Genomic DNA, 15,367 nt, shown 5'->3' on the forward strand with positions numbered 1-15,367 from the left:
ATTAATTGTTTCATGTTGATTAATTCACATGAGTTGTTGTCAATATAAGTTATTTCTAAGTTTTGAATAAAACCTAATTATTTTTAACTCAAATACATCACCATAGCATCTCCATTCTCCGCAGCTTTTTTATAGAAGATTTTGAGATCATCGAAGTAATCGAGAAGATATTCCAAGGCATTTTCATCATCTTTCCAGATGTCAGGGTAGATACCTTCTTCTATCATCTTATTCGGATTATAGTTTGCTGAAAGCTCTTCCTTTGTAAGATCTTTTATCGCGCTATATATTTCTTTGGTTTGTTCAGCTGTACTATATGTTGCCGGGCCATAACCCATATCTTGATCGGGGTCAATTTCTGTAGGCCCCATAAGTATACCTAAAAGCGGTGCTTCTTCTTCAACTGCTTCTGCCAAGCTTTGTCCAGTAATTAGGAAAAAAATGCCTTCCCAAGCTTTATCTAAATACAGAAAGTTTTCGCTATCAATATTATTTTGTTTGAATGCAATATCTTCTAAACGTCTACTATCTGCGATAAAGTTATTAAGTGTTTCGTTATCTACACGTAGATAGCTTTGTGTCATTCCCATGGTATAATTTAAAGGTTAAAGTGTTTTTCTGATACCCATGTCTTGATATCTCATTTATATGGCCTTTGTTAAATTTTGTATCTCCATAAAAATAATGAACTACGCTATTTAAAACAATACGATAAATTCAATTATTTGAAATTTTCTTGATGGGCGTGTTATTATTCGACGTCTTCCTTTGTATCAGCAACCACTCATAAATCCAGGGCTCAGTTTCATAAAGGTATTGGGTGCCGTGACCTTCACCTGCGATGCGGTGAAAGATCATATTTACATTGCACTTCTTTAGAGATTCGGCTATACGTTCTGTTTCGTGTATGGCGATTTCGTTATCCGTTCCATGATACGTCAGGATAGGGATGTCTTTAAGTGTACAAATCCGAGTGGTGTCGCTATCGTTTACTCCTTCCTCTAAGCGTCGCGCGTTAAAAAGAGTTAATAACATTGCTAGATGTTTGGTTTTATAATATTTTTATTGTAAAACTAATTGAAAGTGAGTGGACTACAGTTGTTGTTGCTATTGCTCTTTATCGCAAACTTATCTTCTGCACAAGATCTGAAAGGCACGATTAAAGATAAGTATTCGGGTGATATTCTTATAGGTGTTTCGATCAAAGTAGCTTCACGCAGCACCTATTCCGATAGCTATGGCAAATTTATATTGCCAGGCATTAAGCTTGGAGATACAATTACCTTTTCTTCAATAGGATATCGCGAGGAAAAATATATAGTTGATAATAGCAATCTTGATAATTTGGTCATATATATGAAGCAAACAACGATATTGTTGGATGAAGTCAAGATCAATTCTTTAGGAAATTATAAGGCTGATTCCTTAAAGTTTCGGGAAGAATTTGCCAAGACCTTCAATTATAGCAAACCCAAATTTAAAGACATTTTCATCAGCAAAAATTATTCTTCAAATGTCCCGAGACACCCTAATCAAGCTAGCAATAGTACCGCCTCGCTGATTAGTGTTGATGTGCTTTCTGTTATTTCTATGTTAGGGAAAAATAGGACCCCTCAATCCAAGCTCCAACAGAAATTGATAAAGGAAGAAGAAGAACAGTATCTTGATAATACCTTTTCGAAGCGTAAGGTTCAAAATTTGACGGGCCTTAAAGGTGATTCTCTACAAACTTTCATGCAGTTGTACCGTCCGAATATTGACGCCGCTAAATACATGTCCGACTATGATATTATCCTGTACATCAAAAAAAGTTACCATGAATATATCGAGCCTTAAACTTCGCCCCATTAAGTCAATTTGTTAGAAGATATGGCACTTATTATTTTAAGATAAATAGAATAGCGCAATAGAAATTCCTAGTGATGCAATTAATGGTACAATGGAAGATTTGGCTCTATACTGTAGATCATTAGGAAACATTTGTTGTCTGATAAAAAATAGACCAGTTGCACCTATGCCCGAGAGGATGAAGTTAACATAAAATATATTCTGGCTCATTTCAGGATAATTATTTCGAATATAATTTATAATAATTAGTTGAATGCCTATATAAATAATACTATAAAAAGTAGTAATAACAGCTCCTTTTATATTTTTTATTTTTATGAAATTTAGCACTTGAAGTACACCACCAAAAAAGACACCAAATATTACGGAAAGCATCCAAATAAGTGTATTTGTATATAGTTCAATAGCGTTTACGTCCTCTGTGAGCCCTTTGTCCCATCCTTTGTCCACTACTTTTTCACTATCGTTTTTTTTGGCAATTAAAGCTTCGATTCGTGCTGTTTCGGAAGGAGTAAAAGTTCGCCCACGTTCCTGTAGAATCTCGTAGGCATATTTTACAGCATCTGAAACAGATCGACTATCTGGTTCTATATATTTTTCGAGTTCTCTATCTGATAGTTTACTAATAACATTTTTATTAACCATATTTTGAGAAGAATTTAAGATTGAATGCTTTATCAGTAAAGATCTAAATTTAATATTATTTTTAAATAAAAACCTACTGCTAACCTTCACCTCACCATTTCCGCCATTTACCGAGTTTTCCGGATTGTTGGTCTAAAGCAAGTAGGCTAGAGGCGTATTGTGTCGTAGTTTTGAGTCAACAAATAAGAACAACAGAACTAACACAATAAAAAAAGACATTATGAACCATCATGAGTGTATTCAAAGGACACTCATGATAGCTTTATCATCAAATAAAAAACAAATAATTTCGAGAAAAAACTTTAGTAAAAACATTCGCAGCAGCAGCTCTAATCGCAGTATCTACTTTCGCTATGGCAACTGAAGGACCTGGAGCAAAAGCAACAAAAGCAAACGTTAACCTTTCCACAGCAGACTTGGCACTCGATCACTATGTTGCGGTAACTACAGAGGGCGAATCAGCAGGAGTAGAGGAGTTATTCGCAGAAGATTTCAATCAAAAGATCCAGGCCTCCAATGCACAGTCTAACAACCGTAGTGCCGTAGTTAAACTATTGAAAAAGCAAAAAGGAGGGAAGCTGAACTGTACAGTAAGCACAGACATTTTAGAAGAATCGGCAGACTATATGGTCGCTAAAGTGACCTTGAAATTTGAGAACTTCACCAAAACAGATTTAGTTACCTTGGAGCGTATGGGTAATGACTGGACAGTGTCCAAATCAATCAATTCGTATAAATAGAACTTTACAACTTGTGGTTTGCCAGTAACAAAAGACAAACCACTAGTGGATCATCTATTTAATTTTAGTTTAGAAGCCAGGTCGTGAAATCTGGCTTTTTGATTGTTATTTACGAACACTTAATCTTTTTGTATTTACAATCTGATCATTTGTGTTTTTAAATTCAAGAATATAGTTGCCAGGCCTTAAATATAGAAATTCCTTTGTGTTTTTGATGAAAAGCTGGTCTGCTGGTATTCGATGTCCTTGTTTTTCGTCTGCATAATAAGCTTGAACAAAAATCCCTTTTTGTCCGTGCGTATCTAGCTGTATTGACTTTGTAAGGTTATTATCTGACAAGTATTCAGGGCGACTATTTGTAGTTAGATAGCGAGGGTAAAAAAGTGAAATATCCACGAAGTCATCATGCCAGGCTGTACCGTCTTTTAAAGCGACGACAGGTTTGCTAAAGCTAAACGAAACAAACTTGTTTACGGTAAGGAATTCGTCCGTTTCAAATTGGGAATAATATCGTTCAATATGTCGAGTTTGTGATATTGTTAAGGGGTCGATATTGGTCATTTCTTTAAAGAACTGAGCCATTTTTTTCCAGTTGGTTCGTGTATTTTCATGGATATGGTCATATCCTGCATACACAAGCAGTTTCGCATCAGGATCAGTTTTTAGCAATTTTGCTAGGTTGACGGCTTGTAATGAGTCGCGCATGCGATTACTATTTGTATTGTTGGCGTCATAATTTATCAATACAAAATTTTGTCGCAATGCTTCCCTGATCATTTCTGCGAAAAGGGGCTCATGGCTATAATAGCCTGTTGTATCTGTAACGGTTCGTGTCGTGTTAATGTTTTGATCAGCAAGGTCTTCAATAGCTAAATATTTAAAACCTAATTTGCGAAACCCATTTAATAATTGAGCTGCAAATGTGCGATGATAGGGAATATTATGAGCTTCGTTGATCATGACTACTTTTTCATTTTTGGCCTTTTTTAGGATGAACTTTCTGGCATCGACAAAGTCGTGCTGCTTATAAAATTTGCTATCATATTTTATTTCATCGTTTTTGAGCGCGTGGACATATTGCTGATCCCAATAAAATCTGGAGCTATCATAGTTGCCGATAAAAGAATGATAGGTAGATTGGAGTTGATAAAAAAGAGATTTCGTTCTTGCATCCATGCTATCCACTGTTAGCTTGTTGAATTCCTGGATAGCTATCTGGTAGTTTTCTGGATGCTTTTTAAAAAGTTGGTCATTGAGATCAAATAATTTTTGCGTTGTGATTTGTCCTGAGACCAAGTCGCTAATTATAAGTAGGAATAGCGTGAAAAATATCTTCATAACTAGTTTTTTAGTTTTATAACTAATATATTAGTTTGAATCCTGCTTTCAAAATTAATCTGTTAGAAATTGGTTTCCACCGCTGAATTTGCCTTCGAACACCATGTTGCGGTAAAGACCGAGGGAGAATCAGCAGGCGTAGCGCATAGTTACCTTGGAGCGCGAAGGTAATGACTGGAAAGTCTCCAAATCGATCAGTTCGTATAAATTAGGAGCCATCCCTTACAAATAGATAAGTTGTGAAGCCATGTCGTGAGGTGTGGCTTTTTCTATTTTATGTTGTTTTCAAGTCTGAGGTAAGTAGAAGACTTCTCTGCAAAATTGGAGGCTGAAATAGTTTAGAAAATTATGTATTATTGCTAGCGTACATATTATGCAAAGTAGTTTTACGATGAGACTAAAATTTCTCCTTGTTATTTTGGGGCCAAGCTTTTTTCTTGCAAAAACAAGAGTTTAACAAATTCCATTTGGAAAAATTGTGGCGATAATAGTGACCTACAGGATATCCTTGTGTTTAATGATACGAGTAATTTCGTACGGAATGATACCATCTATAGCAGGCTGGTTATTGACTCCCCAATCGCTGTGATTAACCGGATTGATAGCTATTATGGCGAAAGAAGGTTATATCTAAATAGGCTTTCTGATCAAAAAACCTATAGGTACTGTGAGCAATAATCGACCATATTAACATGTTTTAATTTATACAACTCAATAATGATCATCAGTATAATGTCGGTTTAAGAGTGAAAAAGACTAAAAATTGGCCGTTCTTATTTATTGTATTTTTATTGGTTTTGGCAATTGTATATTCACGGTTAATTACTCATTCGATGATTATAGGGAAATATTATTTTAAATATCACGAATGTACTGCTATGGGGAATTTACCGAATAGGGATGATATGCTTACTTTGCTTGATGAAAATAAATATAGAAGTTCTTACTGGGGAAATGGGGAATATCGTATAGAATATGAGTTTTTTAGAACAGTATTAGTTTTAAGCAATTCAGGTGGGACTGTCTCAAATGAGCTAGAAATAAAAAAAGTTGGAAATAAGATCAATATTGTTTTGGATGATACCTGTGATTTTTTTTATGAAAAGGCTGATTGGAAGATATCGGATTAAAGAAGATATCGGATTAAATAGGAGAAATTATATTACCATCAAAATCTAGTTAAAGCATATTAAATTAATCTTTTTTTCAATATTTTATTCTTCAGGGAGCTACGTTTTTTATCATGATATCGTTTGTCTTTTTATTTAACAGGCTGGCACGCTCGCTGAAAGAATATGTTAGCTATATGCTATCTTTTCTGATTGCCTATATCTTTTTAATGCTCCTGCTTGGGCAGATAAATGGCGGGGATCTGTTTGTATTTGTTCAGAAGTATCATAATAATAGAGATTTTTGGGCAATGGTTTTCCCTTTTGCTTTTTCCAATATTTGCATGATGATAAAATCGATGCTAAAAAAATGACGAATTATTTTTTGTGAAAAATATTAAGATTTTATGAATCTGGCTTTTTTATGTCAAAAGGACCTGATTCTCATCAGACCCTTTCTCTTAGCGTTTATCTGTACAGTAATTTTTATGTTTCCTATCGTTTCCTCTTTTTTGTTTTGTTATCCAATGTGTGTCAATAGTTGATGAACGATTATCAAACTTTAAATTCTGGCGCAATCATTACTTTTTCCTCTTTCACATTATTCAGGAAACCGCTATACTTTATGGGCAATTTCTTACGATGAAAATAAAAGTAGAAGTCAAATGAACCACCCACGATCCCTTTTCCCGGCACGTATACAAATCTGTCTATACCTCTATCTACCTCCAACTCATGGTCATGCGTATGCCAGTCTGTATAAGTCCAAAATTGATAACCCATTTTACCATTTTTAAACTTGACGACCTTAGATAAATATTCTCTTCGGTCTCTTAGATAATCGAAAGTGGGATAGTCGTAAGGGGTATTGCCGATAGTGTAAACAGGAAATTCTTCATGCGGATATCTCTTTTTAAAAATAGCTTCCATTTCAGTAATTTTAAGGGGCTCTTGCTCAATATTTATTGTTCCAAACATATTTTGAAAAATGGAAGGCCTATTTCTTATCGCAAAAAATTGTATTAGACAGTGTTTGGACGAATAGTATTTGTTGCCAATTTTCCGGATAATTTGATATTCGTCGAAATATTTAGTTTTTGCACCGTATGTTTTATCAAAATCAGCGTATGTATTGGCTCCTAATAGCCTTTTAAGGTATTGGTGGGGTATCGTATCATTTTTGATACTATCCAGATGAATTTCAGTCCAATCACGGTTCCCTTCCAAATCTGGAAGAACGGCAATAAGAATTAGATTAAGGTCTTTTTGCTGGTCCAATTTATTTCGATCTATAGCTATACCATCGATGAACGTCAGTGAAAATAGCTCAACGCTCTTCTTGATACCATACAAGTTATCTGTAGATAATTTGTAATTATCTAAGATACAGCCCTGTGGCTGATCGGCTAATAAGATATATTTGACGTTGGCAGATAAACTGAGCGAAACAATTAATAGTGGCATCAAAAGCCATAATCTGAACCGTTTAATTACATGTTGTTTCATCTTTTCTTTCGCTATGGTTAATAACTCTATTTTTCTCCGCTTCGCTAAAATCATTTAATGAACCGACTTTGGTGAATAGCATTTTTTAATGTGATGAGCGATCATTAAACTTTAAATTCTGGCGCAATCATCACTTTTTCCTCTTTCACATTATTCAGAAAGTCGCTATACTTTATGGGCAATTTCTTACGATAAAAATAAAAGTAGAAGTCAAATGAGCCACCCACGATCCCTTTTCCTGGCACGTATACAAATCTGTCTATACCTCTATCTACCTCCAACTCATGATCATGCGTATGCCAGTTGGTATAGGTCCAAAACTGGTAACCAATTTCGTTATTTTGGAACTTGATGGTTTTTGACAAATATTCTTTCCGATCTCTTAAATAATCAATAGCGCTACTGTAGGAATAAGGTGTGTCGCCGATCGTATATGGTGGAAAGTTAGTGCCGGGGTATATCTTTTTAAAAATAGTTTCCATTTCTGTAATCTTGAGCGGCTCTTGCTCAATATTTATTGTCCCAAACACATGCTGAAAAATGGAGGGCCTATTTCTGACGGCAAAAAATTGAATTAAACAATGTTTAGAGGCAAAGTATTTGTTGCCAATTTTCCGGATAATTTGATATTCGTCAAAATATTTAGTTTTTGGACCATAAGGGTCATCTAAACCTGAAAGAGTATTTATTCGGAATAATCTATTTAATACCGAAGTAGTAATAATGTCGTCTTTAATAGTATCGAGATTAATTTCTTTCCAATCTGCGCTCCCTAGCAAATCGGGGAGGACAGCAATAAGTATTATATTGAGCTGCGTATTGGCATTAATTTTATCTTTACTTATTGAGTCTGGTCCATTATGGAATGTGAGTGTAAATAACTCTACATTCTTTTCTATACCGTATAGTTTTTCTGTTGATAATTTGTATTGATCAATTGAATAGTTCTCCGGCTTATCCGGCATAACAAAATATTTTGGTCGGCTAAATAAACTAACATTGACAAATATAAATGACAATAAAAGTAAGAATCTGAACAGTTTAATTAGACGTTGTTCCATCATTTCCTTCGCTATGGTTAATAACTTTGTTTTTCTCCGCTTCGCTAAAATCAGTTACAACATCGACCTTGGCGAATCGCGTTTTTTAATTGTTGTTAAAAGATAATAAAAATAATTTCACTTTCCTCGCCGTTCCATTCCTGCCATTCACCGAGTTTTCCCAATCGTTGGTCTAAAGCCCGTAGTCTAGGGGCCTATTGTGTCGTAGTTTTGAGTCAACAAATAAGAACAGATAAAAAACTAACACAATAAAATAAAGACATTATGAAAACGCTAGTAAAAACATTCACAGCAGCCGCCCTAATCGCCGTATCAACTTTCGCTATGGCAGCTGAAGGACCTGGAGCCAAAGCAACAAAAACAAACGTTAACCTTTCCACAGCAGATTTCGCTTTAGAACACTATGTTGCGGTAACGACTGAAGGAGAATCAGCAGGTGTAGAGCAGTTATTCGCCGAAGATTTTAATCAAAAGATCCAAGCTACCAATGCGCAGTCTAACAGCCGTAGTGCCGTAGTTAAACTATTGAAAAAGCAAAAAGGAGAGAAACTGAACTGCACAGTTAGCACTGATATTTTAGAAGAATCTGCAGATTATATGGTCGCTAAAGTAACGTTGAAATTTGAGAACTTCACAAAAACGGACTTAGTTACCTTGGAGCGTGTGGCTAATGACTGGAAGGTATCCAAATCAATTAATTCTTATAAGTAGTATTCAATAACTGGTGGTTTACCAATAATAAAAGACAAACCACTAGTGAATCATATGTTTATTAAGGCCACGTCGGGAGATGTGGCTTTTTTACTTCAAAAGGGCCTGATTCTCATCAGATCCTTTCTCTTAGCGTTTATTTGTACAGTAATTTTTATGTTTCCTATCGTTTCCTCTTTTTTGTTTCGTCATCCAATGTTTTTAAAGACTATTGGATTTTCACTGTACGACGCCAATTTTTATGTTGAACCTTTCTTTCGAAAGGTAGCTTGTAGCCGTTTTGTATTATAAGAACAATAGCCAGTTCAAAATAGTTTTATAATTTTTTACTAACTGCAGTTTTAATTCAAAAAGCTTACGCTCTTAGTGAAGTACTGGTTGTACTAGTAAACATTTGAAACATCCTTTGATTATCAACCAGAGCTTACAACTCGCGATTAATCATGAAGGACCGCTAATCATAAAATACCTTCAGCTGCTCCAGCCTCTTTTTTACCAGCTTACTTTTCATCGGTTCAAAACTCATGATTTCTTTGCTGTTCTGTTTTACGGATACCCGAAACGGCTGGTTTAGCTTTGCTGTCAAATGATAGATAGCCACTAGCTCAGCGAGGTCTTCAAACCATGCAGCTGTACTGTAAAGTGACGCGAAGGGTGTTTTTTGAAGCTCTTTGTAAATTTTAGGTGCATCAGAAACCGGCACCTGCTTTCCGCTTAGGAGCGTGTGGTTGCCAGCAAAGGGCTAATGAACGCTTTCTCGGGCACATTCGCGGCATGCCAGATACCCCGGGTAAATGCTGTAGGTGCCGCAACTGTATCACTTTCGAAGGAGTGAGGTGTAAGAGCCAGCACCGCATCCACTACATGCGTTGCCTCGTGAAGCAATACGTACACCATAGCGTCCAGCTCGCCGGCTTCTATCGTTACCTTCAGTCCGCTGTCTTCAGGAAATGTGTAGTACGAATTCTCCTTCCATGTGGCCCATTGGGAAACAGTTTCATTAATAATCTCTGCACGAAAAGTGATGTTGAATTTTTGGCTTGAATCGGCTGTTTCAACCGGGGATGTAAGTGCCGTATTGGGCATATTATCCATGAAGCTTATACTGTGCAGATGTTGCTTCAGAATTTTACTATGCAGCGGCGACAGCATACTAAAAGCCTTTGCGACCTTGTCTTTTTCTTTTGCTGTCAGTACATGATCCACAGGCTGCATCCCTGCTTCACGAAATTTGTTGAAAACTTCGTCCGGTGCCGGTTGTATTCGTTCTGCCAATGCTGACAAGGACCGGCTTTCTGGACTTTGCGCGCGAAGAGCCATCGGGATAATAAGAGAAAAAAATAAGTAAGTAAAGAATCTGCTTATCATATTGAATTTGTTTTGGAGCAAAAGAGACTGAATTTACAAAAAAGACTGAATTTAATTTATGGCAAGAAATTTTGCCCGGAATGCTGATGGCGTTTCACCTGATTTCTGCACAAATAGCCTGCTGAAGTATGCTGGATCTTCATATCCCAGTTCATAGCCAACCTCTTTTGCCGTCAGATTGGTATGTACCAGCAGCCGTTTTGCTTCTAACAGAATTCTGTTCTTTATCACATCATTTGGCTGTGGCAGATTGAGCCTTTTAAATTTATGGCTAATCGTTTTTGGAGCCATAAACAGCAGTTCGGCATAGTCGGCAACATGGTGCTTTTCCTTATAATGTTCGTCAACCAACAAGGTAAACTTCCTGAAAAACTCCAGGTCGCTGTTCTGTTCAGTAAGTTCTTTATCGAGATTTTGCTTTTTCCACAACCGTGCGGATTTGATGAACAATTGTTTGAGATAGGTACGAAGCATCTCTTCCAGCGAGGTATCGTTCAATCCGAACTCATCCGTAATCTGTCCGAAAATATAGCTAAAGAAAGGAATTTCGCCATTATCCAATTCCACCATCGGCATATTGTAGATGTTACTGAACAGCAATCCGTTACAGGCTACTTCCTCATCGTGTATCTGGATACAATAAAAGTTGCGGTTGTAAAAGATGAAGTGTCCTTCTTCCTTTCCGAGCTTCTTTATATGCAGATGCTGATTGGGGCTTACAAAGAACAGGGAGGGCTGTTTTACGGAATATTCAGCAAGATCAACCTGTAACTCAGTTCCCTTTGAAAGAAGCAGTACTTTTATGTATTGTTTATAACCCGCGCTATTAATGGAGTCAACATTTTCTTCATGCAACGATATAAGTCCTATGGTTTTTAGGTCGTTTCGAAATACTTTTTCACTTGCCATATTGGTAAACTAATGGGGTTAAAAATACTAATCTCAGTTTAAATAGAAACAGGAGAACATAATATTCTTGCTCTCCTGTTTTGCAATTCATCATGATTTTGCAAATTTCTCCAGCTCGGTATTGAATTTTTCCATTTCTTCGACGAACAAAGCATGACCGCTGTTTTCAAAGCGGATAAGCGTTGCATTTTTTATGCCTTTCTGTAATTGTTCGGCCCAAACAAGCGGACAGTTTTTATCATACACTCCCTGAAAGATGGTCACAGGAATATTGATTTTTGAAAGCTGGGGGCGTAGGTCCAAATCGCGGAGTGCGGTGATCGATTCTGTCATGGCATAAGGAGAGGCCTGTAAGTTGATATTCTCCAACCATTTTTCTACGTTTTTAGAGATATTGCCCTCTTTCGCCACGAAGCCTGCACCGAAACTTGCGATCAGATCCTGTCTTTGTGTTTTGGTTGCGTTTATCAATCCTTGTACAGCTGCATCCGGCAATCCGTCAGGAAAACCTTCCCTTTGTTTCCACGATGGTGCTGCCGCTCCAAACAGCGCTAGCTTGCTTATATGGGCGGAGTTATATTTTGTTACATAATGCAGTACTATTGCGCCACCGAGCGAAAATCCTCCAAGCGTAGCATTTTGTATGTCCAGTTTTTCCAGAGCCACTTTTATATCATCGGAAAAAACATCAAAGTCATACTTTCCGTAAGGTTTATCTGATTTTCCAAAACCACGAAGTGTAATTCCAATCACTCTGAATCCTCTGCGGGATAGATATTGGTATTGGTATTCGTACATTTCATCGCTCAATGGCCAACCGTGAATCAATACAATAGGCTTACCTTCGCCAAGGTCGGTTACATGGAGCTTTACTCCCTTTTCTACTTCGATGTATTCTGCTCTTCCGGCAGAAGCTGGTACTCTTTTCCCTTGAGCAAAAATAGAAGTGCTCAATAAAGTCATCACTAAGCTGATTATTGTAATAATTGTTTTCATTTTTTTAATGTTTAAATTGTTTCAAAGTTATGATACAAAGGTATAATCAGCTTGGTTTGAATGGAATGGATAATGGTGGATATGTATTGTACTTTTTTCCCTAATAAAGAATTTGAGGATAATAACCTCGAATCAAAAGTAATGTTGAAATTTGAAGTTTTTACCAAGGCCGATCTCGTGAAACATCTATATATTAAGGTCATGTCGGGCGATCTAGCTTTTTTAGATCATTGTATTTCGATTCGGCGATAATGATAACTTTGAAAATGGTCGCATACTGCAGGAGACCAGATGAAGTAAAGTATGTAATGAAAGGGCTGGTTTAAGTATGGGAATGGTTAAAGAAAACAAGTGTGCCGAAGATTATCAAAGAATTTTAGGGAAACGCTATGCTGATTTTGATCTCATCAATCCATCGTGTAGGGATGAGTTAATCGATAAAATTGTATCGGAGTATCAGCCGTTTGTTTACAAAAAACAACTATAAATAAGCGCAAATAAAAATTTTAGTTCAGCAAAGTGTGTTAGATCATTGGTATGAGATGGAAAAATAAGCCGATAAATTTAAATTTGTAACTATGATGCATAAAAAAGAACTTATTTCAATGATTAAAATTCAGTTGAAAAGCTTTATAGATTCCAAAAGACCAAAAGATGCAGAAGTACGCAAAAAATTGGATTTTGGTTATTCGTGGGATGGGAAAACGGCTTTACTGTTTGAAATTAGACCACAATGGAATGACCCAACGAATATTGTAGAATTACCGTTTGCAAAGCTTCGCTTTGTGAAAGCAGCTAAAATTTGGAAACTCTATTGGATGCGAGGATCGGGCAAATGGGAGGCTTATGAACCGAAACCCGAGTGTACTAATCTGCAATTATTGTTGGATGAAATCGATCATGATGGATATGGATGTTTTTTCGGATGATATCCGGTCATCGAGGAATCGGCAGATTATATGGTCGCTAAAGTGACGTTGAAATTTGAAAACTTCACCAAGACTGATCTCGTTACCTTGGAGCGTGTGGGTAATGACTGGAAAGTATCCAAATCAATTAATTCGTATAAATAGAATTTAACAACTAGTGGTTTGTCAGCTCAGGCAGGCTACAGACCACTAGTGAATCATATGTTTAAGTTTAGTTTAGAAGCCAGGTCTTGAGACCTGGCTTTTTTGAGTCATTACTCCCCGTAGCTTTAATATCCCTATTAAAGCTTTCTTGATTTTTTGATCTCTTTTGCTATTTCCATTGCTTTCTTCATGTCAGGAATACCATAACCATAAGGGATAACCGGAGTATTGATTCGATCTCCTGATTTGCGTATTACATCCATTAGCTCTTTATTGCTCAATTGCGGATAAGCTTGCCATAAACAGGCGGCTAAGCCACAAAGTATAGGACTCGAATAGGAGGTTCCGCTACGTGTTTCACCGACGCCTGATTCCCCGATTACCCATGCTCCTCCACCTAGGGCCATAACATCCGGTTTCATTCTGCCATCTACTGTCACTCCCCAAGATGTAAAATATGCTACCCTACGATTATCATATACCGCACCTACTGTAAGTACATGAGGAGAGTCGGCCGGACTCCCTACCCAGCTTCTGTCATTGCCCGCACAATTGACAATTAAGATACCTTTACTGGCTGCTATGTTAGCAGCCCTTGTGGCAAATGTGGTCTTTCCATCCATCTCTTCAAATTTATAAGCAGGATTGTAGAAACTTTCTGGACCATAATAAAGTGACGAATTAATAATATCTACACCAACACTGTCCGCAAATTCAGCAGCGCTGGCCCAGTAGTCCTCTTCAACATGCTGTTCAGATGATTGATCTTCAGAGCGCAGCAGCCAGTAATTTGCCTCCGGTGCGGTACCCACATATGTTCCAGGTTGGTTGACAGCCATACAGGAACTTACCCAAACTCCGTGCATATCGACCGCATATGGATCATCGTTTTCATAGACAAAAGATTTAGCACCTTTGATATTCACATTTTTAAAAGCTGGGTTATTTTTAAGATTCAAAAAACCGGCATCGATGACAGCAATATCGATACCTGCTCCTTTAAAACCATTCTCGTGAAGCACCTGTCCATTATTTATGCTTATATTGGAGGCAGCTCCGCCATAGTCCAATTTATTATTAGTGGTATTGTTGGATACCCTTTGCGGGATATCTTTATACTTTCCTTTCTCGGTCAAGTTTTCCCTAGGCCCTTCCCATACTTTTTCTGCGGAGTGCACAAAGGGGAGATTTTTATAGTTGTCAATAAGGAAATAATCTACACAATGTACCGTGACGGTATTTAGCCATTTACTTTTGGAGACAATTTTACATCCTATCTTTTCAATTTGATTTAAATAGTCCTCCGAAATCGGAAGATCGGAATTGTCGATTGCGATGTTTCGTTTCTGCCGCCGCTGGATAGCCTTCTCTGATAAGAATGTTTCAGGATTATTCAACGTATGAGAAGATGTCCCTTTGTCCTTTAGTACTAACCTAAACTTGTAGTCATTGGCATCTGTTACAATGATTTTTACTTTTGCTGTTGCCTTGCCATTCGCGAGGGTTGCTATTGCATATGTTTCGCCAGCTCCTTCAGGCCATACTGAAGCTTCTTTTGTTTCTGGATTTTGTGTTAAACTTGCAATTCTTGTGTTCTCGACTGTCCAGTTTATTTCATCTGAGTCACCTACCGGCAGATTCTGTATTTCAGTTGACAGCCTGGCCCCTAAAAATTGTATTTCACGTTTTAAGTAAACTTCATCTGGTTTAATGACAATTCTTACAGGTTCTGGAATGATAGTCTCTTCATTTTTTTTGCATGAATTAAATAAAAAGCACAGTAAAAGTAAGTACGAGGAGATTTTGAATGAATGAAGCATTTATATGTTATAATTCAATTGATTTTTGTGGTATATATAGACTTATTTGTGTTACCAAATAAGTTTTTGTATTTGTAGTGAAATCGAGTGCAAATTAAATAAATATTGACTATTAATTCTCTTTATTTATTATTTAATTTTAGTTTTTGTGTCGATTGCCCTTATATTTCTTTAATTGTGAATATAATTCTCCGTAATCAGTAATTCGTAAACATTCACCTCCCCATTCCCGCCATTCACCGA

15 protein-coding genes are annotated in these 15,367 nt (G+C 36.8%); 5 read left to right on the top strand and 10 right to left on the bottom strand.

What is annotated here, in order from left to right; all coding sequences use genetic code 11:
• Positions 1–83: 83 nt before the first annotated feature.
• Positions 84–590, bottom strand: coding sequence for a YfbM family protein (locus BV902_RS07815; protein WP_075991455.1), 507 nt, complete (start codon positions 588–590; stop codon positions 84–86).
• Positions 591–1,083: 493 nt separating this feature from the next.
• Here BV902_RS07815 and BV902_RS07825 point away from each other — a divergent pair, with 493 nt between their 5' ends.
• A complete protein-coding gene (locus tag BV902_RS07825; RefSeq protein ID WP_075991457.1) occupies positions 1,084–1,836 on the top strand; it encodes a carboxypeptidase-like regulatory domain-containing protein in 753 nt (250 codons plus the stop codon).
• A gap of 48 nt (positions 1,837–1,884) precedes the next feature.
• On the opposite strand, the gene BV902_RS07830 is transcribed toward BV902_RS07825, so the two are convergent.
• Positions 1,885–2,493, bottom strand: coding sequence for a hypothetical protein (locus tag BV902_RS07830; protein WP_075991458.1), 609 nt, complete (start codon positions 2,491–2,493; stop codon positions 1,885–1,887).
• Positions 2,494–2,846: 353 nt separating this feature from the next.
• Here BV902_RS07830 and BV902_RS07835 point away from each other — a divergent pair, with 353 nt between their 5' ends.
• Positions 2,847–3,233, top strand: a complete 387-nt coding sequence (locus BV902_RS07835) for a hypothetical protein (RefSeq protein ID WP_075991459.1) — start codon at positions 2,847–2,849, stop codon at positions 3,231–3,233.
• A gap of 105 nt (positions 3,234–3,338) precedes the next feature.
• On the opposite strand, the gene BV902_RS07840 is transcribed toward BV902_RS07835, so the two are convergent.
• On the bottom strand, positions 3,339–4,571 hold the full coding sequence (locus BV902_RS07840; RefSeq protein ID WP_075991460.1) for a hypothetical protein: 1,233 nt from the start codon (positions 4,569–4,571) through the stop codon (positions 3,339–3,341).
• Positions 4,572–5,404: 833 nt separating this feature from the next.
• Between BV902_RS07840 and BV902_RS07845 the strand changes: the two genes are divergently transcribed.
• Positions 5,405–5,701, top strand: coding sequence for a hypothetical protein (locus BV902_RS07845; RefSeq protein ID WP_075991461.1), 297 nt, complete (start codon positions 5,405–5,407; stop codon positions 5,699–5,701).
• A 534-nt stretch (positions 5,702–6,235) separates the two neighbouring features.
• Here the strand turns inward: BV902_RS07845 and BV902_RS07855 are convergent.
• Both BV902_RS07855 and BV902_RS07860 read right to left on the bottom strand, forming a co-directional pair.
• A complete protein-coding gene (locus BV902_RS07855; RefSeq protein ID WP_075994672.1) occupies positions 6,236–7,186 on the bottom strand; it encodes a hypothetical protein in 951 nt (316 codons plus the stop codon).
• Positions 7,187–7,290: 104 nt separating this feature from the next.
• Positions 7,291–8,151: a hypothetical protein gene (locus BV902_RS07860; RefSeq protein ID WP_083663514.1), complete on the bottom strand. Its 861-nt coding sequence runs from the start codon at positions 8,149–8,151 to the stop codon at positions 7,291–7,293.
• Positions 8,152–8,511: 360 nt separating this feature from the next.
• Between BV902_RS07860 and BV902_RS07865 the strand changes: the two genes are divergently transcribed.
• Positions 8,512–8,958: a nuclear transport factor 2 family protein gene (locus BV902_RS07865; protein WP_075991463.1), complete on the top strand. Its 447-nt coding sequence runs from the start codon at positions 8,512–8,514 to the stop codon at positions 8,956–8,958.
• Between the two features lie 454 nt (positions 8,959–9,412).
• On the opposite strand, the gene BV902_RS27680 is transcribed toward BV902_RS07865, so the two are convergent.
• The 4 genes from BV902_RS27680 to BV902_RS07880 form a co-directional block, all read right to left on the bottom strand.
• Complete coding sequence (locus BV902_RS27680) at positions 9,413–9,661, bottom strand: hypothetical protein (RefSeq protein ID WP_216640445.1); 249 nt, start codon at positions 9,659–9,661, stop codon at positions 9,413–9,415.
• Positions 9,662–9,672: 11 nt separating this feature from the next.
• A complete protein-coding gene (locus BV902_RS27685; protein WP_216640446.1) occupies positions 9,673–10,326 on the bottom strand; it encodes a hypothetical protein in 654 nt (217 codons plus the stop codon).
• Positions 10,327–10,377: 51 nt separating this feature from the next.
• Positions 10,378–11,235, bottom strand: a complete 858-nt coding sequence (locus BV902_RS07875; RefSeq protein WP_075991464.1) for a helix-turn-helix domain-containing protein — start codon at positions 11,233–11,235, stop codon at positions 10,378–10,380.
• Between the two features lie 90 nt (positions 11,236–11,325).
• Positions 11,326–12,231, bottom strand: a complete 906-nt coding sequence (locus BV902_RS07880; protein ID WP_075991465.1) for an alpha/beta fold hydrolase — start codon at positions 12,229–12,231, stop codon at positions 11,326–11,328.
• Positions 12,232–12,809: 578 nt separating this feature from the next.
• On the opposite strand from BV902_RS07880, the gene BV902_RS07890 reads away from it, so the two are divergent.
• Positions 12,810–13,160 carry a DUF3024 domain-containing protein gene (locus BV902_RS07890; RefSeq protein WP_075991467.1) on the top strand — a complete coding sequence of 117 codons (351 nt, stop codon included), beginning with the start codon at positions 12,810–12,812 and terminating at the stop codon, positions 13,158–13,160.
• A gap of 281 nt (positions 13,161–13,441) precedes the next feature.
• Here BV902_RS07890 and BV902_RS07895 read toward each other — a convergent pair whose 3' ends face one another.
• Positions 13,442–15,124 carry a S8 family peptidase gene (locus BV902_RS07895; protein ID WP_075991468.1) on the bottom strand — a complete coding sequence of 561 codons (1,683 nt, stop codon included), beginning with the start codon at positions 15,122–15,124 and terminating at the stop codon, positions 13,442–13,444.
• Between the last annotated feature and the right edge of the window lie 243 nt (positions 15,125–15,367).

It is taken from the genome of Sphingobacterium sp. B29 (assembly GCF_001952815.1).
Classification (GTDB): domain Bacteria; phylum Bacteroidota; class Bacteroidia; order Sphingobacteriales; family Sphingobacteriaceae; genus Sphingobacterium; species Sphingobacterium siyangense.